This window comes from Xanthobacter autotrophicus (assembly GCF_030015065.1).
Taxonomy (GTDB): Bacteria; Pseudomonadota; Alphaproteobacteria; order Rhizobiales; family Xanthobacteraceae; genus Xanthobacter; species Xanthobacter autotrophicus_D.
In genome coordinates this window covers 1-26,073 of sequence record NZ_JAIVFN010000070.1, presented here as the reverse complement: position 1 = coordinate 26,073, position 26,073 = coordinate 1, and the positions used below count along the sequence as shown (strand labels likewise).

Annotated in this window: 23 protein-coding genes and 1 tRNA gene; 9 read left to right on the top strand and 15 right to left on the bottom strand. The window is 67.9% G+C overall.

Annotated elements, in window-relative coordinates; genetic code table 11:
• Positions 1-36 precede the first annotated feature (36 nt).
• Both gltX and K9U40_RS14630 read left to right on the top strand, forming a co-directional pair.
• Positions 37-1,452 carry a glutamate--tRNA ligase gene (gene gltX / locus K9U40_RS14635; protein ID WP_282890891.1) on the top strand — a complete coding sequence of 472 codons (1,416 nt, stop codon included), beginning with the start codon at positions 37-39 and terminating at the stop codon, positions 1,450-1,452.
• Entirely contained in the window at positions 1,449-1,697 is a 249-nt protein-coding gene (locus K9U40_RS14630; protein WP_282890889.1) for a sulfurtransferase TusA family protein, read from the top strand. Before gltX ends, K9U40_RS14630 begins: the two co-directional genes overlap by 4 nt.
• A gap of 13 nt (positions 1,698-1,710) precedes the next feature.
• Here K9U40_RS14630 and K9U40_RS14625 read toward each other — a convergent pair whose 3' ends face one another.
• Complete coding sequence (locus K9U40_RS14625; protein WP_282890888.1) at positions 1,711-2,877, bottom strand: M20 aminoacylase family protein; 1,167 nt, start codon at positions 2,875-2,877, stop codon at positions 1,711-1,713.
• Between the two features lie 162 nt (positions 2,878-3,039).
• Between K9U40_RS14625 and K9U40_RS14620 the strand changes: the two genes are divergently transcribed.
• Positions 3,040-3,115 (top strand) — tRNA-Lys (locus K9U40_RS14620).
• A gap of 6 nt (positions 3,116-3,121) precedes the next feature.
• Here K9U40_RS14620 and K9U40_RS24830 read toward each other — a convergent pair.
• Positions 3,122-3,373, bottom strand: coding sequence for a LysR family transcriptional regulator (locus K9U40_RS24830; RefSeq protein WP_414114760.1), 252 nt, complete (start codon positions 3,371-3,373; stop codon positions 3,122-3,124).
• Positions 3,374-3,598: 225 nt separating this feature from the next.
• Here K9U40_RS24830 and K9U40_RS14610 point away from each other — a divergent pair, with 225 nt between their 5' ends.
• A complete protein-coding gene (locus K9U40_RS14610) occupies positions 3,599-4,384 on the top strand; it encodes a 1,6-dihydroxycyclohexa-2,4-diene-1-carboxylate dehydrogenase (RefSeq protein ID WP_282890887.1) in 786 nt (261 codons plus the stop codon).
• Positions 4,385-4,400: 16 nt separating this feature from the next.
• Here the strand turns inward: K9U40_RS14610 and K9U40_RS14605 are convergent, their stop codons facing one another.
• The 5 genes from K9U40_RS14605 to K9U40_RS14585 form a co-directional block, all read right to left on the bottom strand.
• Positions 4,401-5,294: a MurR/RpiR family transcriptional regulator gene (locus tag K9U40_RS14605; RefSeq protein WP_282890886.1), complete on the bottom strand. Its 894-nt coding sequence runs from the start codon at positions 5,292-5,294 to the stop codon at positions 4,401-4,403.
• 145 nt (positions 5,295-5,439) lie between these two features.
• Positions 5,440-6,426 (bottom strand): ABC transporter substrate-binding protein, encoded by a 987-nt coding sequence (locus K9U40_RS14600; protein WP_282890885.1) that lies wholly within the window; start codon positions 6,424-6,426, stop codon positions 5,440-5,442.
• A 20-nt stretch (positions 6,427-6,446) separates the two neighbouring features.
• Positions 6,447-7,520, bottom strand: coding sequence for a FecCD family ABC transporter permease (locus K9U40_RS14595; protein WP_282890884.1), 1,074 nt, complete (start codon positions 7,518-7,520; stop codon positions 6,447-6,449).
• Positions 7,517-8,584: a FecCD family ABC transporter permease gene (locus K9U40_RS14590; RefSeq protein ID WP_282890883.1), complete on the bottom strand. Its 1,068-nt coding sequence runs from the start codon at positions 8,582-8,584 to the stop codon at positions 7,517-7,519. Before K9U40_RS14590 ends, K9U40_RS14595 begins: the two co-directional genes overlap by 4 nt.
• Positions 8,581-9,465, bottom strand: a complete 885-nt coding sequence (locus K9U40_RS14585) for an ABC transporter ATP-binding protein (protein WP_349239436.1) — start codon at positions 9,463-9,465, stop codon at positions 8,581-8,583. The genes K9U40_RS14590 and K9U40_RS14585 overlap by 4 nt, the downstream gene beginning before the upstream one ends.
• 557 nt (positions 9,466-10,022) lie before the next feature.
• Between K9U40_RS14585 and K9U40_RS14580 the strand changes: the two genes are divergently transcribed.
• A complete protein-coding gene (locus K9U40_RS14580; protein ID WP_282890882.1) occupies positions 10,023-12,149 on the top strand; it encodes a TonB-dependent siderophore receptor in 2,127 nt (708 codons plus the stop codon).
• Between the two features lie 137 nt (positions 12,150-12,286).
• Here K9U40_RS14580 and K9U40_RS14575 read toward each other — a convergent pair whose 3' ends face one another.
• From K9U40_RS14575 to K9U40_RS14565, 3 genes are all read right to left on the bottom strand, one after another.
• The gene (locus K9U40_RS14575) at positions 12,287-15,451 is read right to left on the bottom strand and encodes an efflux RND transporter permease subunit (RefSeq protein WP_282890881.1); all 3,165 of its coding nucleotides are present in this window, start codon (positions 15,449-15,451) and stop codon (positions 12,287-12,289) included.
• A 3-nt stretch (positions 15,452-15,454) separates the two neighbouring features.
• A complete protein-coding gene (locus K9U40_RS14570; RefSeq protein WP_282890880.1) occupies positions 15,455-16,564 on the bottom strand; it encodes an efflux RND transporter periplasmic adaptor subunit in 1,110 nt (369 codons plus the stop codon).
• 305 nt (positions 16,565-16,869) lie between these two features.
• Positions 16,870-17,658, bottom strand: coding sequence for an FCD domain-containing protein (locus K9U40_RS14565; protein ID WP_282890879.1), 789 nt, complete (start codon positions 17,656-17,658; stop codon positions 16,870-16,872).
• A 325-nt stretch (positions 17,659-17,983) separates the two neighbouring features.
• On the opposite strand from K9U40_RS14565, the gene K9U40_RS14560 reads away from it, so the two are divergent.
• Together K9U40_RS14560 and K9U40_RS14555 are read left to right on the top strand one after the other, a co-directional pair.
• On the top strand, positions 17,984-19,669 hold the full coding sequence (locus tag K9U40_RS14560) for an L-lactate permease (RefSeq protein ID WP_282890878.1): 1,686 nt from the start codon (positions 17,984-17,986) through the stop codon (positions 19,667-19,669).
• Between the two features lie 163 nt (positions 19,670-19,832).
• A complete protein-coding gene (locus K9U40_RS14555) occupies positions 19,833-21,017 on the top strand; it encodes an alpha-hydroxy acid oxidase (RefSeq protein WP_282890877.1) in 1,185 nt (394 codons plus the stop codon).
• 50 nt (positions 21,018-21,067) lie between these two features.
• Here K9U40_RS14555 and K9U40_RS14550 read toward each other — a convergent pair whose 3' ends face one another.
• Positions 21,068-22,171 carry an AI-2E family transporter gene (locus tag K9U40_RS14550; RefSeq protein WP_282890876.1) on the bottom strand — a complete coding sequence of 368 codons (1,104 nt, stop codon included), beginning with the start codon at positions 22,169-22,171 and terminating at the stop codon, positions 21,068-21,070.
• 183 nt (positions 22,172-22,354) lie between these two features.
• Here K9U40_RS14550 and K9U40_RS14545 point away from each other — a divergent pair, with 183 nt between their 5' ends.
• Positions 22,355-22,546 carry a hypothetical protein gene (locus tag K9U40_RS14545; RefSeq protein WP_282890875.1) on the top strand — a complete coding sequence of 64 codons (192 nt, stop codon included), beginning with the start codon at positions 22,355-22,357 and terminating at the stop codon, positions 22,544-22,546.
• Positions 22,547-22,624: 78 nt separating this feature from the next.
• On the opposite strand, the gene K9U40_RS14540 is transcribed toward K9U40_RS14545, so the two are convergent.
• Positions 22,625-23,401, bottom strand: a complete 777-nt coding sequence (locus K9U40_RS14540; protein ID WP_282890874.1) for a histidine phosphatase family protein — start codon at positions 23,399-23,401, stop codon at positions 22,625-22,627.
• A gap of 265 nt (positions 23,402-23,666) precedes the next feature.
• Here K9U40_RS14540 and K9U40_RS14535 point away from each other — a divergent pair, with 265 nt between their 5' ends.
• On the top strand, positions 23,667-24,005 hold the full coding sequence (locus K9U40_RS14535; RefSeq protein ID WP_282890873.1) for a hypothetical protein: 339 nt from the start codon (positions 23,667-23,669) through the stop codon (positions 24,003-24,005).
• 168 nt (positions 24,006-24,173) lie between these two features.
• On the opposite strand, the gene rpsI is transcribed toward K9U40_RS14535, so the two are convergent.
• The 3 genes from rpsI to K9U40_RS14520 form a co-directional block, all read right to left on the bottom strand.
• Complete coding sequence (rpsI, locus tag K9U40_RS14530; protein WP_282890872.1) at positions 24,174-24,656, bottom strand: 30S ribosomal protein S9; 483 nt, start codon at positions 24,654-24,656, stop codon at positions 24,174-24,176.
• A 1-nt stretch (position 24,657) separates the two neighbouring features.
• Positions 24,658-25,119 (bottom strand): 50S ribosomal protein L13, encoded by a 462-nt coding sequence (gene rplM / locus K9U40_RS14525; RefSeq protein ID WP_012116314.1) that lies wholly within the window; start codon positions 25,117-25,119, stop codon positions 24,658-24,660.
• A 193-nt stretch (positions 25,120-25,312) separates the two neighbouring features.
• Complete coding sequence (locus K9U40_RS14520) at positions 25,313-25,894, bottom strand: NAD(P)H-dependent oxidoreductase (RefSeq protein ID WP_282890871.1); 582 nt, start codon at positions 25,892-25,894, stop codon at positions 25,313-25,315.
• Between the last annotated feature and the right edge of the window lie 179 nt (positions 25,895-26,073).

The window sequence follows — 26,073 nt, the reverse complement described above, 5'->3', positions numbered from 1 at the left end:
GTCCGCCCCCATGGACCGAGCCTCGCCGAGTTCCCCATGTCGCAGATCGTCACCCGTTTTGCCCCCTCCCCCACCGGCTTCCTGCACATTGGCGGGGCGCGCACGGCCCTGTTCAACTGGCTCTATGCCAGGCACACGGGTGGCAAAATGCTGCTGCGCATCGAGGACACCGACCGCCAGCGGTCCACCAGGGAGGCCATCGACGCCATCATCGAGGGGCTGGAATGGCTCGGCATCAGCTGGGACGGCGAGCCCATCTACCAGTTCGCCCGGGCGGAGCGGCACCGCGCCGCAGTGGAGGAGATGCTGGCGAAAGGCAACGCCTATCCCTGCTACGCCACGCCCCAGGAACTGGACGAGATGCGCGAGCTCGCCCGCAAGGAGGGCCGCCCGCCGCGCTATGACGGCCGCTGGCGCGACCGCGACCCCGCCGAGCGTCCCACCGACCGCGCGCCCGTCATCCGCCTGCGCGCGCCGCAGGATGGGGAGACGGTGATCGACGACATGGTCCAGGGCACCGTCACCTTCCCCAACAAGGATCTGGACGACCTCGTGCTGCTGCGCTCGGACGGCACGCCGACCTATATGCTGGCCGTGGTGGTGGACGACCACGACATGGGCGTCACCCACGTCATCCGCGGCGACGACCACCTGACCAATGCCGCGCGCCAGACCCAGATCTATCGCGCTTTGGGCTGGGAGGTGCCGCGCATGGCCCATATCCCGCTCATCCACGGGCCGGATGGAGCCAAGCTCTCCAAGCGCCACGGCGCTCTCGGGGTCGATGCCTATCGCGACATGGGCTACCTGCCGGCGGCGCTGCGCAACTATCTGGTGCGCCTCGGCTGGAGCCATGGCGACCAGGAAGTGTTCTCCACCCAGGAGATGATCGACTTCTTCGATCTCGACAAGGTGGGCCGGTCCGCCGCCCGGTTCGACTTCCAGAAGCTGGAGAGCCTCAACGGTCACTACATGCGCGCCTCCAGCGATGCGGAACTGCTGGCCGCCATCGACGCGCTGGTGCCCCATCTGCCCGATGCCGAGCATCGCCTCGCGCGGATGACGCCGGAACGCCGCGCCCAGCTCGCCGCCGCCATGCCGGCGATGAAGGAGCGCGCCAAGACCATCGTCGAGCTCATCGACAATGCCGAGTTCATCTTCGTCGAGCGTCCGCTGCCGCTGGACGAGAAGGCCGCCGCCCTGCTCTCGGCGGAAGGCCGGGCGCATCTCGGGCGCCTCGTCACCGAACTGGAACGGGTGGAGTGGACGGCCGCCGCCACCGAATCTGCCGTGCGGGCCTATGCGGAGGCCCAGGGCGTGAAGCTCGGCGCCGTGGCCCAGCCTTTGCGGGCGGCGCTCACCGGCAAGGCCACCTCCCCGCCCATTTTCGACGTGCTGATCGTGCTCGGCCGCGACGAGAGCCTGGCGCGGCTCAGGGACCAGGCCGCTTGAAGGCGCCCGCCCCAGCACCGGAAACGGTGGAGCTGGACCTGAGGGGGCTGAAATGCCCCCTGCCCGCCTTGCGCACCCGCAAGGCGCTGAAGGAAGCCGTGGCCGGAACGCGCCTCGTGGTCACCTGCACCGATCCCATGACGGTGATCGACATTCCCCACGTGGCGCAGGAGACGGGCGCGGCGCTGGAAGAACGCACGGTGGAGGAAGGCCGCCTCACCTTCATCCTGCGCAAGCCGGGCTGAACGCGATTTCGGGTCAGACCGAGAGCGGCAGCGCGCGCTCCACCAGCCGAACCCAATAGGACGCGCCGAATGGAATGGCCGCATCGGCAAAATCATACTGCGGATGGTGCAGGTCCGCGGACGGGCCGTTGCCGATGAAGATGTAGGCGCCCGGCTTTTCATCCAGCATGAAGGCGAAATCCTCGGCCGCCATCAAGGGCGGGGCCGCCGCGTCCACTCCGGTCGCGCCGGCGATTTCCGCCGCGACCTCCGCCGTGAAGGCGGTCTGCTCCACATGGTTGCGGGTGACGGGATAGCCCTGGGAAAAGCTCACCGTCGCCGTCGCGCCGTGCGCGGCCGCCACGCCTTCCGCCACCGCCACGATGCGGGCACGCAAGGCTTCCCGTACGTCGGCATCAAGGGCGCGCATGGTGCCCGCGAGGTGCGCGCGGGGCGGCAGAACATTGTCCGCTTCCCCGGCATGGAACATGGGAATGGAGACGACGGCGGCGGCCAGCGGGTCGAGATTGCGCGAGACCACCTGCTGCAGCGCCGTGACGATGGCCGCGCCGGTGAGCACCACGTCCACCCCCTGGTTGGGACGGGCGGCGTGTGCGCCGCGCCCGTCCACCAGGATCTCGACGCGGTCCGAGGAGGCCATGATGCCGCCCGGACGCATGGCGAAGCGCCCCACCGGCAGGCCCGGCAGATTGTGCATGCCATAGACCTCATTCACCGGGAAGCGGACGAACAGGCCGTCGTCGATCATCGCCTTGGCGCCGGCGCCGCCCTCCTCCGCCGGCTGGAAGATGAGGACGGCAGTGCCGGAGAAGGCACGGGTTTCCGCCAGATGGCGGGCCGCGCCAAGCAGCATGGCCGTGTGCCCGTCATGGCCGCAGGCGTGCATGACGCCGGGCGCCTGCGAGGCATAGGCGGCTCCGGTCTGCTCCAAGATGGGCAGGGCATCCATGTCGGCCCGCAGCCCGATCAGCGGGCCGTCGCCCCGTCCCCGGACGATGCCGACCACGCCGGTGCGGCCGAGACCGGTGATCACCTCGTCGCAGCCAAAGGCGCGCAGCTTCTCCGCCACCGCGGCGCTGGTGCGGGGCAGGTCGTACATGAGCTCGGGATGGCGATGAAGATCCTGTCGCCAGGCCGCGATCTCGTCGGCACGGGAGGCAATGTGATTGTGGACGGGCATGGCAATTCCGAAGGCAATGAATAATCATGGTGGCACAGGCCGGCTGCCGGTCAATGGTCTTGGGATATGCACAGGCCCGGACCCGCGCGGCGCATCTTTCCCACCGGCCGTATCCGCCGGCCTTGACCCTGCCGCGTTGGCATCCTAACCACAGCGGCGAGTGAGCCCGTAGCTCAGCCGGTAGAGCACGTGACTTTTAATCATGGGGTCTCGGGTTCGAATCCCGACGGGCTCACCAATAATATCAAAGACTTAAGGCCTGGCGGCCGCGAACGGGTAGAGAACGTGCGACCCTACTCCGGGGGTCGCACGGTCGCACGCGCGACTTTTGTTCTCTGATCCCATGTTTTTTCGTGTGATGAGCCGGTCTCTCCGAGAGACTGGCGCGCATCTGCCGGCGCAACGGCGACTGGGCGATGTGGAGCTTCGCCCCGGCGCGGGTGAAGCTGCGCTCGCGGGCCACGGGTGTGAAATACCTGATGTGGCACAGTTCCATATCCAGACCTTTTAGGTATGGAAAAGGACCGAGACTGTCTTTGACGTGATCCCCCGCAGCGTGATTTTCCTTATGCTGAACATGAGGACACTCCACGGATGCAGACCGGCGTTGCAGTCCGTATCGAGCGTATCGAGACCTTTATCGTCGATATCCCGACCATGCGCGCGATCACCGCGACGGCATGATCCGGCTGCCGCGCCTTTCTTCAAGAGGAGACGACAGGTGGGAGACAAGCGCTTTGCCGACAAGGTCGCCCTGGTGACCGGCGCGGCGCAGGGCATCGGCCGTGTCACGGCGCTGCGGCTGGCGCGCGAGGGAGCAAGGCTCCTGATCGTGGACCGCTCGGCCGAGCACAACGAAAATGTCCGCGCGGAGATCGAGGCGGCCGGCGGCACCGCGCGGGCCCTCTCCACCGACCTCGAGACCTTCGAGGGCGCGCAGGCCAGTGTCGCGGCGGCGCTCGACGCCTATGGCCGGATCGACGTGGCCGTCCACAATGTGGGCGGCACTATCTGGGCGAAGCCGTTCTGGGAATACCAGCCGGAGGAGATGGAAAAGGAGATCCGCCGCTCCCTGTGGCCGACCCTTTGGAGCTGCCGCGCCGTGATCCCGGTGATGGTGCAGCAGAAGGCGGGATCCATCGTGAACGTGGGCTCCAACGCCACCCGCGGCATCTATCGCGTGCCCTATTCGGCGGCGAAGGGCGGCGTGCACGCCATGACCACCTGCATGGCGCTGGAGCTGGCCGAGCACGGCATCCGCGTCAACGCGGTCTCCCCCGGCGCCATCGACAACGGCACGCGCGCCATTCCGCGCAATCCCACCCCGCTGTCCGAGCAGGAGAAGCAGTGGGGCAAGGAAATGTACGAGGACATCCTCGCCGGCACGCCGCTGCGCCGCATGGGCACGCAGGAGGAGGTGGCCGCCACCATCTGCTTCTTCGCCTCGGAGGAAGCCGGCTACATCACCGGCCAGACCTGCTTTGTCGCGGGCGGCACCATCGGGTGACCAGGCCGCGGCCGCCTTATCCGCCGCGCGGCGGCCGGCGGATGTCCTCGTAGAGGGTGTGCAGCCGCTCCAGCGACTTCACCGAGCGATCCGGCTCGGTGGCGGCGAGGCCGATGACCAGCATCTCCAGGCACATGAGCACGAGGCCGTGCAGCGGCACCGTCTCCGACTTGCCGCGCGGCACCTGGATCACCACCTGCGCCTGCCGGCCGAAGGCGGGCGAGGCCGAGCCGGACAGCAGGATCATGGGCACGTCGAGCCGGCGCGCCTCCTCCAGCGTGGCGACGCCCTCGCGGTGGGCGCTGGCCTGGCCCATCATGACCAGCACGTCGCCCTGCCGCATGGCGAGAAGCTGCTCGCCAAGGGCGATGCCGGTGCGGTTGAGGGCATAAGCATGCCGCCCGTTTCGCATGAGCAGCCGGGCGGCATAGTCGGCGAGGATGGCCGAGGCGCCGATGCCGAACAGGCCGATGCCGCTCGCCCCGCGCATCAGCTCGATGGCGGCGGTGATGGCCCGGCGGTTCTCCGGTTTGGTCACCTCGGCGATGCCGACGAGATGACCGTCGCGCACGAAGTCGATGGAGGCGTCGATGTCGCGCTCCAGCTCCTGCGTGGTCGAGGTCATCTTGTCCACGGATGAGATCACCGCGCCCAGATGGCCGGCCAGCGTGCGCTTGAGATCTTTCAGCCCATCGAAGCCCAAGGCCTGCACGGCGCGGATGACGGTGGCGTCGGAGGTCGCGGTCTGCGCCGCAATTTCCAGCGCCGACTGGCCGAGCACGGTGCGGCGGTTCTCGTTGATATAGTCGGCCACCACCTTGAGGCGGGGAGACAGGGTGGCGCCGCGCTGGCGCAGGCGCTCGCCGAACCGGTCCACCTTGCTCCTGCGGCCTTGCGACGGCGTCGTCATCTCGCCCTTTGCTTTCTCCAGGAAAATAGTGTCCGGCCATGCTGGCACAGGGCGCGGGGCTTTTCCAATCGGGGCCTTGGTCAAGCCAGCGCGGCGCCTGAGCGGAAGCCCTCCCGGCGCCGGCCGAAGACCGGAGCCGTTGGCGTCAGCGCGGCGCCGGCGGTTTCAGCGCCTGCCGCAGCACTTGCGTCTCCACCACGGCCACCAGCAGGCTGAGCGCGGCATAGGTGTTGGAGATGGTCTCGTCCCGAGGCAGCAGCAGGTAGCGGCCCTCGCGGCAGGCCTTCATCAGGCGGCACCAGCCGGGCATCACCTTCTCCATTGCGGCGATCTCCACCGCCGGGCCGTCGCCGAGATCCGAGCGAAAGGTGCCGAACAGGAAATCGGCTTCAAGATCCGGCAGGCGCTCGGCGCTCACATCCATGCGCTCGGCGCTCACATCCATGCGCCCGCCTTCGGGGATCGCCTCCACCAGCCTGGGGAAGCGGAAGCCGGCATCGCGCAGCACCCGCCCCAGCGCCCGGTCGGTGTGGAACACGGTGATCTTGCCCTGGTTGGCCTGGAAGCTCGCGACACTGATGCGCGAGGTGTCCACCAGCGCCCGCAACTGCGCGACCTGCGCCGCATAGCGCGCCTGAAGCACGGCAAGGCGCGCCTGCGTCCCGGTGAGGGCGGCAAGCTTGCCGTAGATGGCGGCCGGCCCGCCCTTCAGGTGCTCGATGCTCACCGTGGGCGCGATGCGCTCCAGCTGGGAGATGGGCGTGTCGCGGGTGGGCGAGGTGATGATGAGGTCGGGCCGCGCCGCCACCACCGCCTCCAGGTCGATGGCATTGGCGCCGATGAAGGCGATGGGGGCGGTGTCGAAATCCACCCCGGTCAGAAGCTTGCCGGCCCGCAGGAAGCGCGTGCCGTCCGGCCGCACCCGCCCGTGGCTCGCCACCGGCATCACGCCCAGCTCGATCAAGGGCAGCGTGAGGTCGAGATCGTGCAGGGAGACGATGCGCAGCGGCCGTTCGGGAACCTCCACCGTGCGGCCGAGATCGTCGGTGAAGGGACGCGTCTGCGCCCTGGCGGGCGCGGCGGCGGCGAGCAGCAGGGCGATGAGGAGGGCGAGGCGGAGAGGGCGGATCATGCACATGTCCCGAGGAAAGGTCACAGCTGGTCGCGGCGCTGCCACAGCAGCAGCAGGAAGACGGGCACCCCCGCCAGCGTCATCACCACCCCGGCCGGGATCTGGAGCGGCGCGAACAGGAGGCGGCCCGCGGTGTCGGCGGCGAGCACCAGCACGGCGCCGAGGAGCGCGCTGGCGGTCAGCACCGCCGCCTGCCCGCCGCCCACCAGGAAGCGCGCCATGTGCGGCGCCATCAGCCCGACAAAGCCAAGGCTGCCCACGCAGGACACCGCCGCCGCCGTCATCAGCACCGGGGCGGCGAGGCCCAATGCCTTCATGGTCCTGAGCCGTACGCCGAGGCTCCGTGCGACGCCATCCCCCAGCAGCGCCGCATCGGCGCCGCGGGAGGTCGCGATCAGCACCAGCGCGCCGAGCCCGCTCCAGAAGGCGAGCGCCGGGATGAGGGCCCAGTCGGCGGCATGCAGGCTGCCGGCGAGCCAGACCAAAGCGGTCTCCACGTCATTGATGTCCGCCGTGGTGATGAAGACCAGCAGCCCCGCCGCCAGCAGCCATGACACGCCGATGCCCACCAGCACGAACCGCACGCCGGAGAGGTCGCGCGCCAGCGCGGTGACCGCCAGCGCCACGGCAAGCCCGCCGGTCATGCCCACCGGCGGGCGCCATGCGGCATCCACCGCCGGGAAGGCGAGGATGAGCGCCAGCACGGCGACGCTCGCGCCTTCCTTCACCCCCACGAGGCCGGGATCGGCGAGGCCGTTGCGCGTCAGGGCCTGCATGGCGGCGCCCGACAGGCCCAGCGCCGCGCCGGCCAGGATGGCCATGATGACGCGCGGCAGGCGGATTTCCCCCACCACATGGGCTGCTTCCGCCCCTGCCCCGCTCCGGGCGAGGGCGGTCAGCACCTGGGACAGGGTCATGGGCAGGCTGCCGGAGGCGAGGGCGAACAGGCCGGCGCACGCGAGCGCAACCGCAAGCGCGGCCGCGATCGCGGCCGAGCGCGGGCGGAACCGGAAGGAGAGCGGGCCGGCGGCAAGGCGCCGGTAGCCGGCGGCGCGGGCGGGCGCGCTCGGCGCCCCCTCGGCGCGCATCGTCATGGCCGCTTCCGGCTTGCAAGCGCGATGAAGACCGGCACGCCGACGAGCGCCGTCACTGCCCCGGTGGCCAGTTCCCGGGGGGCGAACAGGCAGCGGGCGGCAAGGTCCGCCGCGATCAGCAGCACCGCTCCGGCGATGGCGCACAGGGGCATGGCGAGGCGCATGTCCCGGGCGCCGAGGCCGCGCACCGCATGGGGCACCACCAGCCCGACGAAGCCGATGGGTCCGGCGAGGGAGACCGCCGCCCCGCTCAGGAGGCCCGCCGCCGCAAGCCCCGCGAGCCGGGTACGGCCCACATGGATGCCGAGGCCCCGCGCCACGCCGTCGCCCAGAACCAGCGCGTCGAGCCGGCCGGAGAGGGCGAAAGCAAGGCCCATGCCGACGAATGCCGGCACGAGCGCCACCTGAAGCGCCCCATAGGAGAGGCCGGAGAGGTCCCCCGCGAGCCACAGCCGCACGGTGGCGAGCGTCTGGTCGTCCAGGATCAGCTGCGCCGAGGTGAGCGACGCCGCGAAGGCGGACAGGGCGACGCCGCACAACGTCACCTTCATGGGCGAGAGCCCGGTCCGCCCCGCCGAGGCGGTGGCGATGACCAGGCCGGAGAGGGCCGCCGCCCCCAGGGCGGCGGCGAGGGGACGCGCGGCAAGCAGCGCTTCGGCCGGCAGCCATGGGCGCAGCCAGGGCGACAAGGTGAGGGTGGAGACCACGGCCAGCGCCGCGCCCGCATTCAGACCCAGAATGTGGGGCTCGCCCAGGGGATTGCGGGTTATGCTCTGGAGCAGCATCCCGGTCAGGCCGAGGCCGGCGCCGACCAGCAGGCAGCACAGAAGACGCAGCAGCCGCAGCTCCACCACCACCTTGTGGTCGAAGCTGTCGGGATCGAACGCCACCAGCGCCTCGAGCACGGTGCCTGGCGCGATCGGCCGCGTCCCCGCTCCCAGATGGGCCAGCGCGAGGCCACTGAGGAGCACCAGAAGCGCCAGGGTCGCCGCGACCGGGCGCACGCGCCGGGCGCGGTTGCGGCCGGGCATGGCCCCAGGCGCCGGCAAGGTCGCGAGGGTCACCGCACCGCCTCCGACACCGCTGCCAGCGGAATGAAGACCGGCTTGCCGGTGCGCGGGTTCTCCACCGCCACCACCTCCACGCCGAACAGGTCGGCGATCTGGGCTGGGGTGAGGATGGCGCCGTCCTCCACCTGCACGCAGATGCGCCCGTCCTTCAGGCCCAGCACGGTGTCGGCATAGGCAAGCGCCATGTTCAAATCGTGCAGCACCGCCACCACGGTGCGCCCGTGCTCGCGGGTGAGGCGGTGCAGCAGGTCCAGCACCTCCACCTGATAGCGCAGGTCGAGGAAGGTGGTAGGCTCGTCCAGCAGGATCACGCGGGTTTCCTGGGCCATGGCCATGGCGATCCAGCAGCGCTGGCGCTGGCCGCCCGACAGGGCCTCCACCGGCGTGCGGGCGAAATCCAGCGTGCCGGTGAGGCGCATGGCGGTCTCCACCGCCGCATCGTCCTGTTCGCTCCACTGGCTCAGGAAGCCCTGGTGGGGATAGCGCCCCCGGGAGACGAGGTCGAACGCTGTCAGGCCCTCCGGCACCAGCGGGCTCTGCGGCAGGATGCCGAGGTCCCGGGCAAGGGCGCGCGTCGGCAAATGGTGAATGGAGCGCCCGTCCAGATGCACAGCGCCGCCGAGCGGCTTCAGAAGGCGCGCCATGGCCGACAGCAGCGTGGACTTGCCCGAGCCGTTGGGGCCGATGAGCGCGGTCATCCGCCCGGTGCGCACCGCGAACGACACGTCGTTCACCACGATTGTGTGGCCCCAGCCGGCCTTCAGTCCCTTGACCGCGAGGCTGGATGCTGCCTCCGGCGTCGCCTCGCCCGGCGCGGGCTCCGCCGCCGGGATGCGACATGCGGTGGCGGGTTCAGGGATCGAGGGCTCGAACACTCGGGTCTTCCTTGACGGGGCCGGCCCGGGCCACAGGCGGCGGCGCGAGCCGGTTTCACGCTTTTCCATGGGTCTCAGTTCCATGGGTCTCAGTCGGTCACGGTCCTGTAGCAGTCAAATGGTGGACGCGCAGAAAAAGGCGACAAACCGGCGTGATTATCGCTCTTCCAAATTCGCAGCGCGACCAATTCGGCTTACATTCAAATTATTCCATTTCTGAAAAGACATTGTTCACAATCAGACAATCCCCGTACATGCACCGTTCGTCACCGATAATGTCGCCAATGTGCCATATGTGTCTTTAGTTTGTATCTGGATTGGGGAATGATCAATCGACGTTTCAGGAACTATTGGATCGTTTCCAGATTTTACTACTACATCGAATTTCCAAAACTCGGGGTTGGTTCACGCCGTGGCGGGACCACGGCTCAAGGCGATCGCTCCAGGCAACGGCCGGACGATGGCGGGATCAGGTTCGGGGTAAGGGTCAGATGTCTTCACATGCAGCGCCGAGGCTTCGCTGGCATCGTCTTCGTCGGCATCTCGCGGCTTCCGCCATGGGGCTCCTGCAAATCGCCGCCGCCTCGAGCATCGCGGCCGCCCAGACCGCGTCGCAGGCGGCTCAGGCCGAGGAACCGGTGCCGGACAATGCCGAGCTGCCCACCGTCCAGGTGCAGGCCGAGCGCGGCGAAGGCCTGGACGTGGGCTATCAGCCCGTGGCCACCTCCACCGCCACCCTCACCCAGATGCCGATCCTCGACATTCCGGCGGCGGTGAACGTGGTGACCCAGGAGGTCATCCTCGACCAGAACGCCCGTACCCTCGACCAGGTGCTGGCCAATATCTCCAACATCACCCAGGCCAATACGCTGGGCGGGACGCAGGACGCCTTCATCCGCCGCGGCTTCGGCGACAACCGCGACGGCGGCGTGCTCACCAACGGTCTGCGCACGGTGCTGCCGCGCAGCTTCAATGCCACCACTGACCGGGTGGAGGTGCTGAAGGGTCCCGCCTCCACGCTTTACGGCATCCAGGAACCGGGCGGCATCATCAACGTCATCACCAAGCGGCCGCAGGAGACCTTCGGCGGCAGCCTGTCCGGCTCGCTCACCAGCTTCGGCGGCAGCTGGGGCGACTTCGACATCACCGGCCCCATCGCCGGAACGAATTTCGCCTACCGGCTCATCGGCGAGATGCAGGACACCAATTACTGGCGCAATTTCGGCGAGACCGAGCAGACGCTGATCTCCCCTGCCCTCGCCTGGTATGGCGACAGCACGGCGGTGAATGTCTCCTACACCCACCGCGACTACGCCGTGCCGTTCGACCGCGGCACCATCTTCGACCTCAACACCGGCAAGGCGGTGCCGGTGGACCGGCGCACCCGCTTCGACGAGACGTACAACATCACCGAGGGCGATTCCGACCTGTTCCTCGCCAGCGTCGAGCACGAATTCAACGACGCCTGGAAGCTCAAGGTGAACTACGCCTGGAGCCAGGATGCCTATTCCGACAACCAGGCCCGCGTGGTCGCCTATGATTCCGCCACGGGCATCCTCACCCGCCGGGCGGACGCCACACAGGGCTCCACCCAGACCGACAACAATGTGCGCGCCGACCTCAGCGGCCGGGTGGACATCGCCGGCTTCAAGAACGAGCTGCTGTTCGGCGTCGCCTACAATGACTACGACCTGCTGCGCACCGACATGCTCCGCTGCAAGAACCAGAAGGGCTTCAACATCTACGCGCCGGTCTACGGCACGTTGCCCATCTGCACCACCGTATCGGCGGCGGACAGCGACCAGACCATCCAGCAGACCCTCTACAACGGCTATGCGCAGGACGCCTTCTACCTGACCGAGCAGTGGATCCTGGTGGCCGGCGCGAGCTATCAGTATTACACGCAGATGGCGGGCAAGGGCCGGCCCTTCAACCTGAATACCGATGCGGAGGGCGGCGCCTTCCTGCCCCGGGCGGGCCTCGTCTACAAGGCGACGGACAAGCTGTCTTTCTATGCCAATTATTCCACCTCCTTCATGCCCCAGACCTCCATCGCCGACTATATCGGCGCGCTGGATCCCGAGACCGGCGTGTCCTACGAGGCGGGGGTCAAGTTCGAGCTGTTCAAGGGCCTGACCGGCACGGCGGCGCTCTTCAACATCGAGAAGGAGAACGTGCTCTACACCGAGGTCATCAACGGCGAGAGCTATGCCAAGACCGCCGGCAAGGTGCGCTCAAAGGGCCTGGAATTCGACATCGCCGGCGCGGTGACGGACAGGATCAACATCATCGCCAGCTACGGTTATACCGATGCGGTGATCGTTGAAGACGTACAATATGCCGGCAAGACCCCGGCCAACGTGGCGCGCCACACCTATTCCCTGTTCACCACCTATGATTTCGGCAAGGTTTGGGGCGACAACACCCTGAAGGTGGGCGGCGGCTTCCATGGCCGCAGCGCGGCGCCGGGGGGGCCGGCCAATACCTACTGGCTGCCCGCCTACGTGGTGTTCGACGCCATGGTGGCCTACACGATCGCCGCCGAGCGCCCGCTCACGGTGCAGCTCAATGTGAAGAACCTGTTCGATACCACCTATTACACGTCGTCCCAGGCCACCAACAATCTCGGCAACACCATCGGCGACCCGCTGGAAGCCGTGCTCTCCGCCCGCATGACGTTCTGAGCGGCGGCGACATTCCCCTCATGCCCGGCCTTGTGCCCGAAGCCGGCGTTAGCCGATTTCGGTTCTCGCGAACCGGAACTCGGGAGGCCCAAGTTGCGGATTTCGGGTGCAAGGCTAGGCGGACGCCGGCCCGCCCGTCAGTCCCCATGGGCAGCGGCGGCGGCGTCCGGCGCGGGCTGCGCCTTGGGCCGCGTGCTGGGGCGCAGCTTCTCGCGGATGCCCTGGAACAGCACGTAGAGCGGCGGGATGACGAAGATGCCGAGGAACGAGGCGGCGATCATGCCGCCGAACACCGGCGTGCCCACGTTCTGCCGCGCCATCTGTGCCGCCCCCGTCGCCACCACCAGCGGATAGAGGCCGAGGATGAAGGCGAGTGAGGTCATCATCACCGGGCGGAACCTGAGGCGCGAGCCCTCGGTGGCGGCCTGCAGGAGGTCCTCGCCGTGCTCGCGCCGCTCCTTGGCGAACTCGACGATGAGGATGCCGTTCTTCGCCGCGAGGCCGATCAGCACGATCATGCCGATCTGGCCGTAGAGGTCGAGGGTAAGCCGGCCGATCACGATGGCCGCGAACGCCCCCAGCATGCCCACGGTGACGGAGAGCAGCACCGGCACCGGGATCGACCAGCTCTCGTAGAGCGCCACCAGGAACAGGAAGGCGAACAGCACGGCGAAGGCGAGGATCATCCCGGTCTTGCCTTCCGCCCGCTTCTCCTGAAACGAGGTGTCCGTCCACGCGCCGGAGAAGCCTTGCGGCAGGGTCTTCGCCGCCACCTCGTCCATGGCCGCGAGCGCTTGGCCGGAGGAGGTGCCGGGGGCCGGCGCGCCCTGCACCGTCACCGCCCGCTTGTTGTTGTAGCGGATCAATGCCGGCGGGCCGATTTCCACCCGCACCTCCACGATGGAGCGCAGCGGGATCATCTCGCCTTTGTCGTTGCGCACATGGATGCGGTAGATGTCGTCGATGCTCTTGCGATCCTCCGCCTCGGCCTGCACCTGGACCTGCCAGGTGCGGCCGTAGAGGTTCATGTCGTTCACATAGAGCCCGCCGAGCGAGGTCTGGAGCGCCTGGAACACGCTGTCCAGCGGCACGCCGAGCACCTGGGCCTTGTCCCGGTCGATGTCGAGCTGGATCGAGGGATTGGACGCGGAATAGGTGGAGAACACGCGGGTCAGGCGCGGGTCCTGGTTGGCGGCCACCAGCAGCCCGCGCAGCACCTGCGCCAGCGCCTTCGGGTCCCCGGCCCGCAGGTCCTGCAGCACGAAGCTGAAGCCGCCGCCGGTGCCGAGGCCGACGATGGGTGGCGGCGCCAGCGGCACGACGGAGCCGCCCGGAATGGCGCGCATCTTCGGTCCGAGCCGGGAGAGAATGGCGGCGGTGCCGTTCTCGGCCCCGTGCCGCTCCTCGAACGGCTTCAGCGTCACCACGATGAAGGCCGCATTGGGCTGGGAGTAATTGTCGATGAAGTTGAGGCCGATGACGGAGGTGAAGTCCTCCACCGTATGCTCTTCCTTCAACAGCGCCTCGGCCTTGCGGATGACCTCCGTGGTGCGGCCCACGGAGGCGCCGCCGGGCAGTTGCACCACCACGAAGAAGGCGCCCTGGTCGTCCTCGGGCAGGAAGCCGGTGGGTGTCATCTTCGACAGGGCGAAGATGCCGCCCGAGGCCACGAACACGCACACCAGCCCGATGAGCGAGAAGCGCACGATGCGCGCCACCGCCGCGCCATAGGCGTCGCGCACCTTGTCGATGCCGCGCATCACATAGCCGATGGGCCCCTTCTTCGGCCCGTGGGCGGGCTTCAGCAGGATGGCGCAGAGCGCGGGCGAGAGGGTGAGCGCGTTGATGGCCGACAGGAACATGGCCACCGCCACCGTCACCGCGAACTGGCGGAACAGCTCGCCGGAAATGCCGGGAATGAACGCCACCGGCACGAACACGGAGAGCAGCACCAGGGTGATGGCAATGATGGGCGCGGTGATTTCCCCCATGGCCTTCTTGGTGGCCTCGGCGGGGGAAAGCTCGGGATGCTCCTCCATCATGCGCTCGACGTTCTCCACCACCACGATGGCGTCATCCACCACGATGCCGATGGCGAGCACGATGGCCAGCAGCGACACCGAGTTCGCCGAATAGCCGATGGCATTGAGCACGATGAAGGTGCCGATGAGGCTCACCGGCACCGCCAGCGTCGGGATCAAAGTGGCCCGGAAGCTGCCGAGGAAGAGGTAGACCACGATCACCACGAGGATGAACGCCTCGATCAGCGTCTTCTGCACCTCGTGGATGGTCTCCACCACGAAGGAGGTGGGATCGTAGGTGACCTTCCAGGCGAGGTCCTCGGGGAAGGACTTCGACAGCTCATCCATGCGCTTGCGGATGGCGTTGATGGTGGTGATGGCGTTGGCGCCGGGCGACTGGTAGAGCGCCAGCACCGCCGCGGGGCCGCCGTTGAACAGGGTTTCGCGGTCGAGGTTGGACGCGCCCAGCTCCAGCCGCGCCACGTCGCCGAGGCGCAGCACCGAGCCGTCCTCATTGGTGCGCAGGATGATCTGCTCGAACTCCGCGATGCTGGACAGGCGGCCCTTGGTGCGCAGGTTCAGCTGCAGCTGCTGGTCGTCGGAGATGGGGCGCGCGCCCACCCGGCCCACCGCCGCCTGGATGTTCTGGGCCTGGATGGCGGCGACGATGTCCTGGGTGGTGAGGCCGAGGCCGGTGAGGCGGTCGGTCTTCACCCAGGCGCGGACGGCATAGTCCTGCGGGCCCCAGAGGGACGCATCGCCCACGCCAGGAATGCTTTTCAGCTCGTCGAGGACGTTGATGGTGACATAATTGGAGATGTAGAGCGGGTCCCAGGTGCCCTTCGGCGAGGAGATGGCGAGCACGCCGAGCAGCGCCGACGACTTCTTCTTCACCACCACGCCCTGGCGCTTCACGTCGTCGGGCAGCTTGGACAGCGCCACCTGGACGCGGTTGTTCATGTTGACGGTGTTGATGTCCGGGTCGGTGCCCAGCTCGAACGAGCCGGTCAGCGAATAGGACCCGTCGTCGCCGGAGACGCTCTTCATGTAGATGAGCTTGTCCACGCCCACCACCTGCGCCTCGATGGGCTGGGCGATGGTGGAATCCACCACCTCGGCGGAGGCGCCGGGGTAGGAGGTGGTCACCGACACCTGCGGCGGGATGATGTCGGGATACTGCGCCACCGGAATGGCCAGCAGCGAGAGCAGGCCGGCAATCACCGTGACGATGGCGATGACGATGGCGAGCCGCGGGCGGTCGACGAAGACGGAGGAGAGCATGGCTCAGCCTTTCAGGCCGATGGTCGTCGGGGTCGCGCGTACCGCAATGCCGGGCTTGAGGCTCTCGAAGCCCTCCACGACCACCGGCTCGCCGGCCTTCACGCCGTCCGTGACGATGGCGTTCGGCCCCAGGGTGCCGCTGATCTTCACCCGGCGTACCACCGCCTTGCCGTTCTCGACCACGAATACATAGACGCCCGCCTGGTCGGCGATGAGCGCCGCCTGCGGGATCACCACCCGCTCTTCCGGCGTTCCCGCCTTCAGCTCAACGCGGACGAGCTGGCCGTCCACCAGCTTGCCGTTGGGGTTCGGCACGTCGGCACGCAGGATCATGGTATCGGTGGTGCGATTGACCGACACATCCACGAAGTTCACCCGCCCCACCTCGCCAAAGACCGTGCCGTCGGCGAACTTGATGCGGACCTCCACGTTGGAGAGGTCCACCTTCCCCTCCTCCTTCTGCGCTTCCAGATAGTCGCGCTGGCTCACGGGAAAGGTGACGTACATGGGGTCCTGGCTCACCACGGTGGCGAGCACGCCGCTCTCGGGGCCGACGATATGACCGCGGGTGAAGGTGGTGCGCCCGATGCGTCCGGTGATGGGAGAGACGATGTCGGTGTAGCCGAGATTGATCTGCGCGGTGTGGAGGCTGGCCTCGGCGGAGAGGAGCGCGCCCTTTGACGATTCCTCGTTCGCCACCGCCTGGTCGCGGGCCACCACCGTGCCAGCATTTTTCGCGAGCAGCTCTTCGGCACGCTCGCGCTGGATCTTGGCGAGGCTCAGCGCGGCCTTGGCCCGCTCCACGTCGCCTTTGGCATTCTCCACATCCGCCTGGAACAGCGGCTTTTCGATGCGATAGAGGGGGGCCCCCTCCTTCACCGTCTCGCCTTCCTTGAACAGGACGGCCTCCAGCATGCCTTTCACGCGGGCGCGGATCTCCACCCGCTCGGGCGCCTCGACACGGCCGACGAACTCCATGGCGTCGGAGATGGGCTTGAGTTCCGCGGCAACGACGCCCACCGGAATGCTGCTTTCCTGAGCCCGCGCCAGGGACGGGGAAAGAAGACCGAGCACAAGCAGCGGTGCGATGCGGACAGCACGGGTACGCAACATATCGATCCTCCCCACATACCACTTGCCGCCGCAGGGGCGTCTTCCGAAGGCACCAGCCTTTTCCCACTGCTCCGCACCCGTAAGGAGTGCCGTGGAGGCTTTGTCGGCAAAGAAAGAAACCTGAACCGGGCGGCAACCCCCTCGTCTTTCTTATGTGGTTCTTGGCGACAGGCAAATGGGGCAGATGACAGAAAACATACCCCCGATTCATTATCTTGGGGAGTGCTGCGGAGCGATGACGGCACCACCCCGCGCGGGCAGGAGCATAAACGCGACCAGAGCAGCCGGGGCGACCGCTTCCGGGCTCAGCCGCGGGTTTTGCCGGCGCGCGAGGCGATGCTACCGCCGTCGATCCGGCGCAGGGAGACTTCCAGCCGCGCATCCGCCGCGGCGATCTCGGCGATGACCCGCTGGGTGTAGCTCATGTGCGCCTCGGCGCAGCGGCCGGCCGCCTCCGGGTCGCGGGCCATGATGGCCTCATAGATGGCCCGGTGCTGGTCGCGCAGCACGTCGCGCACCTCCGGCCGGGCATAGAGCTTTTGCCGGTTGTGGAAGATGCCCTGGCGCAGCATGCCGGACAAGGCGCGCATGATGTGCAGCAGCACGAGATTGTGGCTCGCCTCGTAGATGGCGACGTGCAGGTCCACGTCGGCTTCCGCCTCATGGCCCGCATCCGCCTCGCCATGGGCGTTGTCGATGCATTCCATACAGGCGCGCAGGTTGGAACGGTCCACCTCGTTGGCGCGGGTCGCGGCCAGCGTCGCGGCCATGCGCTCCAGCGTGGCACGCAGCTCGAGATAGTCATCCACCACCTCCTCGCGGGACGACAGGAGCTCGATCAGGGGGTCGGTGAAGCTGGTGCCGAGCGGCGCCACGACCCGGCTGCCGCTGGTATCGGCGACGAGCAGGCCCTTGTCCTCCAGCATCTTCATGCCGTGTCGCAGGGTGGGGCGCGACACGTTGAGGCGCAGCGCCATCTCCCGCTCCGGAAGAAGCGGCTCACCAGGACGCAGCGCGCCCTCCGCAATCAGCTCCTCGATGTGGCGCGCCGTGCTTTCCGCCGCGCTGGCGCCCTTGATCCCGTCCTTGCCCATCCTGCCCATCTGTCCTGCCGCGCGAGAAGAATCAGGAGTTTAGCGGCCTTATTGCGATTTGAACTGATTTTAGCCAGCAGCCCTCTTCGGTGAAAGAGATTTCTCCAGTTGACATGCGCGGTCAAAGTATTTTACCGCATATCCGTAACTGGTTCACGAGAAAACCAGAATACCGTTGCTGGAGGAAAAGATTGACCCCGTCCGGCACGGGGTCGGCAGCCATATTCACATACCGATAAACACCACTCAGAGGCAGCAAAGAAGGCACGGGCCGCACCGCGCGCCCGAACGCCCCCGGCTTGCCCTGAGGCTGGAGGGGCACCCGATGATCTGGTCTCAAGTCTATGACCCCATGGGCAGCATGTTGCTGTCCACCCTGCTCGCGGCCGTGCCGGTCGTGGTTCTTCTGGGCGCCATCGGCATCTTCGAGATGCGCGCTCATCTGGCGGCGCTGCTGGGCCTCGCCAGCGCGCTGCTGGTGGCGGTGGTTGCCTTCGGCATGCCGGTCCAGATGGCCGGGCTGTCGGCGGCCTATGGCGCCGCCTTCGGGCTCATGCCCATCGGCTGGATCATCATCAACGTCATCTTCCTTTATCAGCTGACCAGCGAGAAGGGAGAGTTCGACGTCCTCCAGCGCTCCATCCGCAATATTTCGGACGACCGGCGCCTGCAGCTCCTGTTCATCGCCTTCTCGTTCGGCGCGTTCTTCGAGGGTGCGGCGGGCTTCGGCACGCCGGTGGCGGTCACCGCCGCCATGCTGATCGGCCTCGGCTTCTCGCCGCTTGCCGCCTCCGGCCTCTCGCTCATCGCCAACACCGCGCCCGTGGCCTACGGCGCGCTCGGCACTCCGGTCATCGCCCTTGCCGCCGTCACCGGGCTCGACCTGCATCAGCTCTCCGGCATGATCGGCCGGCAGCTGCCCTTCTTCTCCCTGATCGTGCCGTTCTGGCTCATCTGGGCCTTCGTCGGCTTCCGCAAGATGCTGGAAGTGTGGCCGGCGCTGCTGGTGGCGGGCGTGTCGTTCGCGGTGCCGCAGTATCTCGTCTCCAACTTCCACGGCCCGTGGCTGGTGGACGTGGTGGCCGCCATCTGCTCCATGGCCGCGCTGGCGCTGTTCCTGCGCGTGTGGCGTCCCAGGAACCCGATGACCGAGGCGCCCCGCGACTGGTCCTCCAAGGATCGCGAGGAGACCGGCCACATGCCCGCCACCGAGGCTCAGGCGCCCGGCGCGGTGTTCAAGGCCTGGCTGCCCTGGATCATCCTGTCCGTCTTCGTCTTCATCTGGGGCGTGCCGGAGGCCAAGGCGTTCTTCGACGGCCTGTGGGTGGCCAAGTTCCCGGTGGATGGCCTGCACCAGCTGGTGCAGAAGGTGCCGCCCGTGGTCGCCGCGCCTCACACCGAGGCGGCGGTGTTCAACCTCAACCTCGTGTCCGCCACCGGCACCGGCATTCTGCTCGCCGGCATCGTCTCCGGGCTCGTGCTCGGCTACAGCCCGGCGGGCCTCGTGAAGATGTACGGCAAGACGCTGTACATGATCCGCTACTCGCTGCTCACCATCGCCTGCATGCTGGCGCTGGGCTTCGTCACCCGCTATTCGGGCCTCGACGCGACGCTGGGCCTCGCCTTTGCCCATACCGGCTGGTTCTACCCCCTGTTCGGCACCCTGCTCGGCTGGGTCGGCGTGGCGGTGACCGGCTCGGACACGGCGTCCAACGTCCTGTTCGGCGGCCTGCAGAAGATCACGGCGCAGCAGCTCCACCTCAACCCGGTGCTCATGGCCGCGGCCAATTCGTCCGGCGGCGTGATGGGCAAGATGATCGACGCCCAGTCCATCGTCGTCGCCTCCACCGCCACCAAGTGGTACGGGCATGAAGGCTCCATCCTGCGCTATGTGTTCTTCCACTCCATCGCGCTCGCGGTGCTGGTGGGACTGCTGGTGATGGCCCAGGCCTACCTGCCGCCGTTCACGGAAATGGTCCCGACCGTGGTGGCGCCCGCCGCGGCCCGCTGATCCCAGGAGCATCCGCCGGTGCGACGGGCGCGCCGGCGGATGGCATCAGGTCCAGCTCCAGCCACCCGGCAGGGTGGGCAGGGCGACGGCCCCTGCGGCCTCGCCCGTCGGCAGGGGCGTTTGTATAAGACGCGCCGGGCCAGCACCGGCCAGGGAGGAAGCAATGCTCGAGAACGCCTTGACCATCGACGACCTGAAGGCCCTCGCCCGGCGTCGTGTCCCCAAGATGTTCTTCGACTATGCCGATTCCGGTGCGTGGACGGAAAGCACCTACCGCGCCAATGAGAGCGACTTCGCGCGGATCCTCCTGCGCCAGCGCGTCCTGGTGGACATGACCGAACGCTCGCTCGCCACTGAAATGGTCGGCCAGAGCGTCGCCATGCCGGTGGCCCTCGCCCCCACCGGCCTGACCGGCATGCAGCACGCGGACGGCGAGATCCTCGCCGCCCAGGCGGCCGAGGCGGCGGGGGTGCCGTTCGCGCTCTCCACCATGTCCATCTGCTCCATCGAGGCGGTGAAGGCGGCGACGAAGAAGCCGTTCTGGTTCCAGCTCTACGTGATGCGCGACCGCACCTTCATCGAGCGCCTGATCGACCGCGCCAAGGCGGCCGGCTGCGCCGGCCTCGTGCTCACCCTCGACCTGCAGATCCTCGGCCAGCGCCACAAGGACCTGCGCAACGGCCTGTCGGCGCCGCCGAAATTCACCCCCAAGCACATCTGGCAGATGGCGACGCGGCCACTGTGGTGCCTGCAGATGCTGGGCACGCGGAACCGCAGCTTCGGCAACATCGTCGGCCACGCCTCCAATGTGGGCGACCTCTCCTCCCTGTCCTCCTGGACCAAGGAGCAGTTCGACCCGCGCCTCTCCTGGAAGGACGTGGCGTGGATCAAGGAGCGCTGGGGCGGCAAGCTGATCCTCAAGGGCATCCTCGACGTGGAGGATGCGCGCATGGCGGCGGCCTCCGGGGCGGACGCCATCATCGTCTCCAACCACGGCGGCCGGCAGCTGGATGGGGCGCGCTCGTCCATCTCCGCGCTGCCCGGCATCGTCGATGCGGTGGGCGACCGGATCGAGGTGCACATGGACGGCGGCGTCCGCTCCGGCCAGGACGTGCTCAAGGCCGTGGCCCTCGGCGCGAAGGGGGTGTGGATCGGCCGGCCCTTCCTCTATGGCCTCGGTGCCGGCGGCCGGGCGGGCGTGGCCCGGGCGATCGAGATCATCCGCAACGAACTCGACGTCTCCATGGCGCTGTGCGGCAAGCGCGACATCCGCACCATCGACACCGGCATCATCGACGAGGCGCCCTGGCCGGTGCCCGCCACCCGGGGTCCCCGCGCGGCGGTCTGAGCACTGGACGGAGGTGCCCCGGAACGGGCCCGCCCGGTCGGGGGCGTGCGCTACGGGCTCTCGGGCGCGCGCCGGGGAGCACCGTGGGGTGCCGCCTGGAGCCAGGCGAGCACCAGCGTGTAGCCGAGGGCCAGCACCACCGGCCCGACGAACAGGCCCAGCACGCCGGACGAGAGCAAGCCGCCGATGGCGCCGATGAAGATCACCAGCATGGGCACGTCCACGCCCCGCCCCAGCATCAGGGGCTTGAGAACATTGTCGATCAGGCTGATCCCCATGCACCACGCCGCGAACACGGTCGCCGGCACGGGATCGAGCAGCGTGAAGGCGTAGATCACCACCGGCAGCAGCACCAGCATGAGCGGCAGTTGCACGATGGCGATGATCAGGCACAACAGCGCCAGCAGTCCGGCGGCAGGGATGCCCGCCGCGAGGAAGCCGATCCCGGCCAGCAGCGCCTGGATGAGCGCGACGCCGATGATGCCCTTGGTGACGCTGCGGATGGTGCGCACCGTGAGGTCCGCATAGCCCCGCCCGCCTTCGCCGGCGAGCCGGATGGCCACGTCGCCTGCGATTCTCTGTCCGCCCGCCGCATTGGCCATGAGGGCCGCCGCCACGAAGATGGCGATGATGAACTCGACAAAGCCCAGCAGCACGTCGGAGACGCCGGAGACCATGGAACGCCCCACCCAGGTGAACTCCGTCGCCACGGTGGCGATGGCCTGGTCGAGGTTGGTGGAGGCGAGCAGCCAGAAGCGGTGGAGCGGTTCGCCCACCAGGATCCAGCTTCGCACCGCATCCGGCGGCGGCGGCACGCGCAGGGTGCCGTCGGCGAAGTGGTGGGCCAGCAGCTTGAGGCTCGAAATCAGCGTGTCGGCAAGCAGATAGGCCGGCAGCACCAGCAGCCCCAGCGCAAGCAGCACATAGAGTGTCGCCGCCACGGCGGTGCGGCCCTGGACCGCTGTCCTCAGGCGGATGAACAGCGGATGGGAGGCGATGGCGATGATCAGGCCCCACAGGATCGGGGTCAGGAAGGGTCGCATGATGGTGAAGCACCAGACCAGCAGCAGCGCCAGCGTGCCGAACCGGAGCGCCAGATGCAGCAGGGGTTCGAAGGTCTCCGGGCTTTCGAGCCGGGTGCGGTTCTCGTTCATCTCGCCGTCTCCCCTCAGCCACCTGTCGGCGGCATGCTCAGTCGTGGTCCCGCCGCCGACGGCGGTCAAGCGGAGGATCTGCCTGCTCTGGCCGGCCTATTGCATCGACGCGGCGGGGCGGCGGGCGCGCAAGGATGCGCCGGCCGCCCGTGAAGTAAACACAGCGCAGGCGAGGATCGCAGAATGTCCGACCACAAGGTCACCGTGGAACAACTGCCGAGCGGCAAGTGGGCGTGTTTCCTGCACGTGCCGGGACACGACGAGCCCATCAATCTCGGCCGGGAGTTCAAGAATGACGAACAGGCGGAAAACTGGCTGAACGTGTCGGAGTCCGTTACCGCCATCGAGATGATGCTCCGCAAGTACAAGAAATAACGCTGGACTGTCGCGGATCAGACAGTTGGTGCGGAGGCCGACACGACGGCGGCCTTCGCACATCGCCGCGACGTGGCCTCAGGTGCAGCCGGCCCGTGCGGCCGGCGGGCCGCCCTCGGGCTTGCCCCAGTCATTGTGCGGCACGGCGGCGAAAGGCGGCCCGAACTCCTGCTTCACCATGGTGAAGGCGGAGGGCTGGCCGGTCTGCGCATCGAAATCGATGATCCAGAAATAGTCGTAGGTGTCGCCCGGCCATGTGTAGGGCACGCCGGGCACCCGATCGAGGCGCAGCAGATCGTAGAGCGTAACCCGCTCCACCGGTTCGCTGAGGTCCTTGGCCACATCGCGGGCCGCGGCCATGCGATCGCGGTCGAGGTCGGTCTTAGCGATATGGTCGTGCTCCCAGTCCACCACCAGCGTCTGCCCGGCCCATCCGGGCTTATTGAGAATGTCGCGGACCGCCTCGCGCGTGCGCTGGCTGAGCCGCTCGACGCTCAGGTGGAAGCCGTCGCCCCTCGGTTCGGGCATGGCGCTGTAGAAAGTGACCGGCATCTCCCAGCTCTCGGCCACGGGGAAGATGGTGTCCAGCGTGTGCATGGAGATGGCGAGGATCGCCTTCGGCGTCTCCCCGGGCCGGAACAGGGATTTCTGCGCGTTGCGCCCGAGGTAATAGGCTGCCAGCGCACGTGCCCGCTCCCTGCCGAGCGCGCAGAGCTGCCAGGGGCCGGCCTTCTCGCCATGGCGCAACAGGATGATCCGAGCCGGCGCCGCCTCGGCCTCGAAGGCCGGGAGCATGCAGGCCGCAAGAATCACCCCGGCGATGAGCCGCGCCGTCATGTGCCGGGACCGCATCATTCGAGACCTCCATCGGGTGCGTCCAGGCGGCCGCGCGATCCAGGCTGGTGGATCAAAGAGTGCGGTTCGGCCCGTTCGCGGCAGATGGGTTCCGTCCGTTTTGCTCGAACCACTCGGCGACGAAGATGCCGTGCCGACGGGCCGTGGGCAATCGCGCCTTTGGCAGCCATCGTGATGGCGGCGGCACACCCCTTCACACCCCGCCGGGAACGTGCTTCAAGGCGGCAGCCGGCGGGTTTCGTGCGGCGGGATGCGGGACGGTATCATGGCGCATGTGAGCTGGGGAGCGAACGGCACCGCGGGAGCGATGCTGCTGGCGATTATGGCGGCGGCGGCCGTGCAGGCTTCGGCGCAGTCCTATTCATCGGGCCAGCGGATTCCGGTTTCGCCGCGCGTCATCCAGCTGCCGGTCATTCCCCAGGGCAATTATCTCGATCCCGGTCCCGGCCCCGCCATCCGACCCGACGTGAAGATCGGCAACGACCGCAACAACGATTACGTGTTCCCGCCGGACCTGTCGGGCGGCTACGGCTCGGGCCCGCCCGGCGACCCCACTGTCAACGGCCAGTGGAGCCCGCTCGACGGCGACACGCCGAGCTTCTGACGCGTCCCGCCTTCCGGACGGTGCGGTTCCATTCCAGTGTGTTTGCGCATGGCCGGGCTCGTCCCGGCCATTTGCGTCTGGCGGATCTGACGCGGCGGCGTGCACAAAAGAAAACGGCGGGGCCAGGGCCCCGCCGTTCGCAAGTGCGTCGGTCCGTTCGGCGCGCGATCAGCGCTTGGAGAACTGGAACGAACGACGGGCCTTGGCGCGGCCGTACTTCTTGCGCTCGACCACGCGGCTGTCGCGGGTGATGAAGCCGCCCTTCTTGAGGGGGCTGCGCAGCTCGGGCTCGTAATAGGTGAGCGCCTTGGAGATGCCATGACGCACCGCGCCGGCCTGACCGGAGAGGCCGCCGCCGGAGACGGTGCACACCACGTCGTACTGGCCTTCACGCGCCGCCACCTGGAACGGCTGGTTGATCATGAGGCGCAGCACGGGACGGGCGAAATACACCTCGATGTCCCGGTCGTTGACGGTGATCTTGCCGGTGCCGGGACGAACCCACACGCGGGCCACCGCGTCCTTGCGCTTGCCGGTGGCATAGGCGCGGCCGAACTTGTCCAGCTTCTGGACATGCACGGGGGCTTCGGGCTGGGCGGCGGCGACGCTGGCTGCGCCGAGAGCGTCGAGGGACTGGAGAACCTCGGCCATGTCAGTTCCTCACGTTCTTGCGGTTGAGCGCCGCCACGTCGAGGGCGACCGGCTGCTGGGCCTCGTGCGGGTGGGACGGGCCCTTGTAGACACGCAGGTTGCCCATGATCTTGCGGCCGAGCGGGCCGCGGGCGAGCATGCGCTCCACCGCCTTCTCGATGACGCGCTCCGGGAAGCGGCCTTCGAGCACGAACTTCGCGGTGCGCTCCTTGATGCCGCCCGGGAAGCCGGTGTGATGGTAGTAGACCTTCTGGTCCTTCTTGCGGCCCGTGAACACCGCCTTCTCCGCGTTCACCACGACGATGTTGTCGCCGCAATCCACGTGGGGGGTGTAGATGGGCAGGTGCTTGCCCTTCAGGCGCATGGCGATGATGGTCGCGAGCCGGCCGACCACGAGGCCGCTGGCGTCGATCACCACCCACTTCTTCTCGATTTCGGCAGGCTTGGCCGAATACGTCTTCATGGGATGATTCCGAATAAGAAGGCCGGTCGCGACGACCTTACGGCCGATCGCGATCCGGCGATGAACGGCTTCTAGTGGAGCTCCGCACATACGTCAATGACGTAATGTCAGTAAAAATCTTTATAAAACAAAGCATTACAAAAATGGTGCAATAACACCATCAAAAAACGACCTATAATCCCATGGCCTTGCCCTACCTTGCGGCGCGGCCGAGCGCTTCCATCCGCTCGAGCCAGCGCCGGCGCGTCGCCTCCCCCGCCGCCTCGACGCCGCCGAGCACGGTGGAGCGCACCGGGGAAAAGCCCACGAAGCCCAGAATGTTGCGCGTGAGAGCCGACAGCCCCGCTCCGAGATACCACAGCCGGAAGACGAATGCCGGCATGCCCATGGTCACGACCACCCGGGCGGAGCGGCCCTCCAGCAGCATGAGCGTGCCGCCGCCGTCCACATAATCGAAGGCGAAGCCCGGCCGCAGCAACTGTTCCAGGAAGCCCTTGAGCACCGCCGGCATGCCGCCGAGCCAGAGCGGGAAGAAGAGCGCCACATGCTCCGCCTCCACCAGCGCGGCGCGGGCGGCGGCGAGGGCGTGGGGCGGCGGGGCGTGGAGGAAATCGTGCTGGCTGCGCAGCAGGGGAAGGTCCAGCCGGCCCACGTCCACCCGCAGCACGGCATGGCCTGCGGCCATGGCGCCGATGGCATAGGCATCGGCGAGGGCGTGGCACAGATGGCCGCCGGCCGGGTCGGGATGGCCCTGAAGGATCAGGATGGTCGCCATGGCCGCCTCTCCCTTCGAGCCATCCCCGGAGCAGGTTCCGGCGAGATTGCGTCGCAATCCCGTCGGGAGGCCCATCTCTAGCGGGTTGGAGGGGGCGCGTCCTTGACCCGGATCAGCCCTGCACTGGATCGGGGATGGAATAGGTGGCGACGCAGTGGGCGACGAGATCGTCGCTGCCC

Bases quoted from the DNA above. Each gene is read 5' to 3' on its own strand.
- gltX (WP_282890891.1), top strand. From the start codon at position 37: ATGTCGCAGATCGTCACCCGTTTTGCCCCCTCCCCCACCGGCTTCCTG.
- K9U40_RS14625 (WP_282890888.1), bottom strand. From the start codon at position 2,877: ATGCCCGTCCACAATCACATTGCCTCCCGTGCCGACGAGATCGCGGCC.
- K9U40_RS24830 (WP_414114760.1), bottom strand. From the start codon at position 3,373: ATGGAACTGTGCCACATCAGGTATTTCACACCCGTGGCCCGCGAGCGC.
- K9U40_RS14605 (WP_282890886.1), bottom strand. From the start codon at position 5,294: ATGACGACGCCGTCGCAAGGCCGCAGGAGCAAGGTGGACCGGTTCGGC.
- K9U40_RS14600 (WP_282890885.1), bottom strand. From the start codon at position 6,426: ATGATCCGCCCTCTCCGCCTCGCCCTCCTCATCGCCCTGCTGCTCGCC.
- K9U40_RS14595 (WP_282890884.1), bottom strand. From the start codon at position 7,520: ATGACGATGCGCGCCGAGGGGGCGCCGAGCGCGCCCGCCCGCGCCGCC.
- K9U40_RS14580 (WP_282890882.1), top strand. From the start codon at position 10,023: ATGGGGCTCCTGCAAATCGCCGCCGCCTCGAGCATCGCGGCCGCCCAG.
- K9U40_RS14575 (WP_282890881.1), bottom strand. From the start codon at position 15,451: ATGCTCTCCTCCGTCTTCGTCGACCGCCCGCGGCTCGCCATCGTCATC.
- K9U40_RS14570 (WP_282890880.1), bottom strand. From the start codon at position 16,564: ATGTTGCGTACCCGTGCTGTCCGCATCGCACCGCTGCTTGTGCTCGGT.
- K9U40_RS14565 (WP_282890879.1), bottom strand. From the start codon at position 17,658: ATGGGCAAGGACGGGATCAAGGGCGCCAGCGCGGCGGAAAGCACGGCG.
- K9U40_RS14560 (WP_282890878.1), top strand. From the start codon at position 17,984: ATGATCTGGTCTCAAGTCTATGACCCCATGGGCAGCATGTTGCTGTCC.
- K9U40_RS14555 (WP_282890877.1), top strand. From the start codon at position 19,833: ATGCTCGAGAACGCCTTGACCATCGACGACCTGAAGGCCCTCGCCCGG.
- K9U40_RS14550 (WP_282890876.1), bottom strand. From the start codon at position 22,171: ATGAACGAGAACCGCACCCGGCTCGAAAGCCCGGAGACCTTCGAACCC.
- K9U40_RS14545 (WP_282890875.1), top strand. From the start codon at position 22,355: ATGTCCGACCACAAGGTCACCGTGGAACAACTGCCGAGCGGCAAGTGG.
- K9U40_RS14540 (WP_282890874.1), bottom strand. From the start codon at position 23,401: ATGATGCGGTCCCGGCACATGACGGCGCGGCTCATCGCCGGGGTGATT.
- K9U40_RS14535 (WP_282890873.1), top strand. From the start codon at position 23,667: ATGGCGCATGTGAGCTGGGGAGCGAACGGCACCGCGGGAGCGATGCTG.
- rpsI (WP_282890872.1), bottom strand. From the start codon at position 24,656: ATGGCCGAGGTTCTCCAGTCCCTCGACGCTCTCGGCGCAGCCAGCGTC.
- rplM (WP_012116314.1), bottom strand. From the start codon at position 25,119: ATGAAGACGTATTCGGCCAAGCCTGCCGAAATCGAGAAGAAGTGGGTG.
- K9U40_RS14520 (WP_282890871.1), bottom strand. From the start codon at position 25,894: ATGGCGACCATCCTGATCCTTCAGGGCCATCCCGACCCGGCCGGCGGC.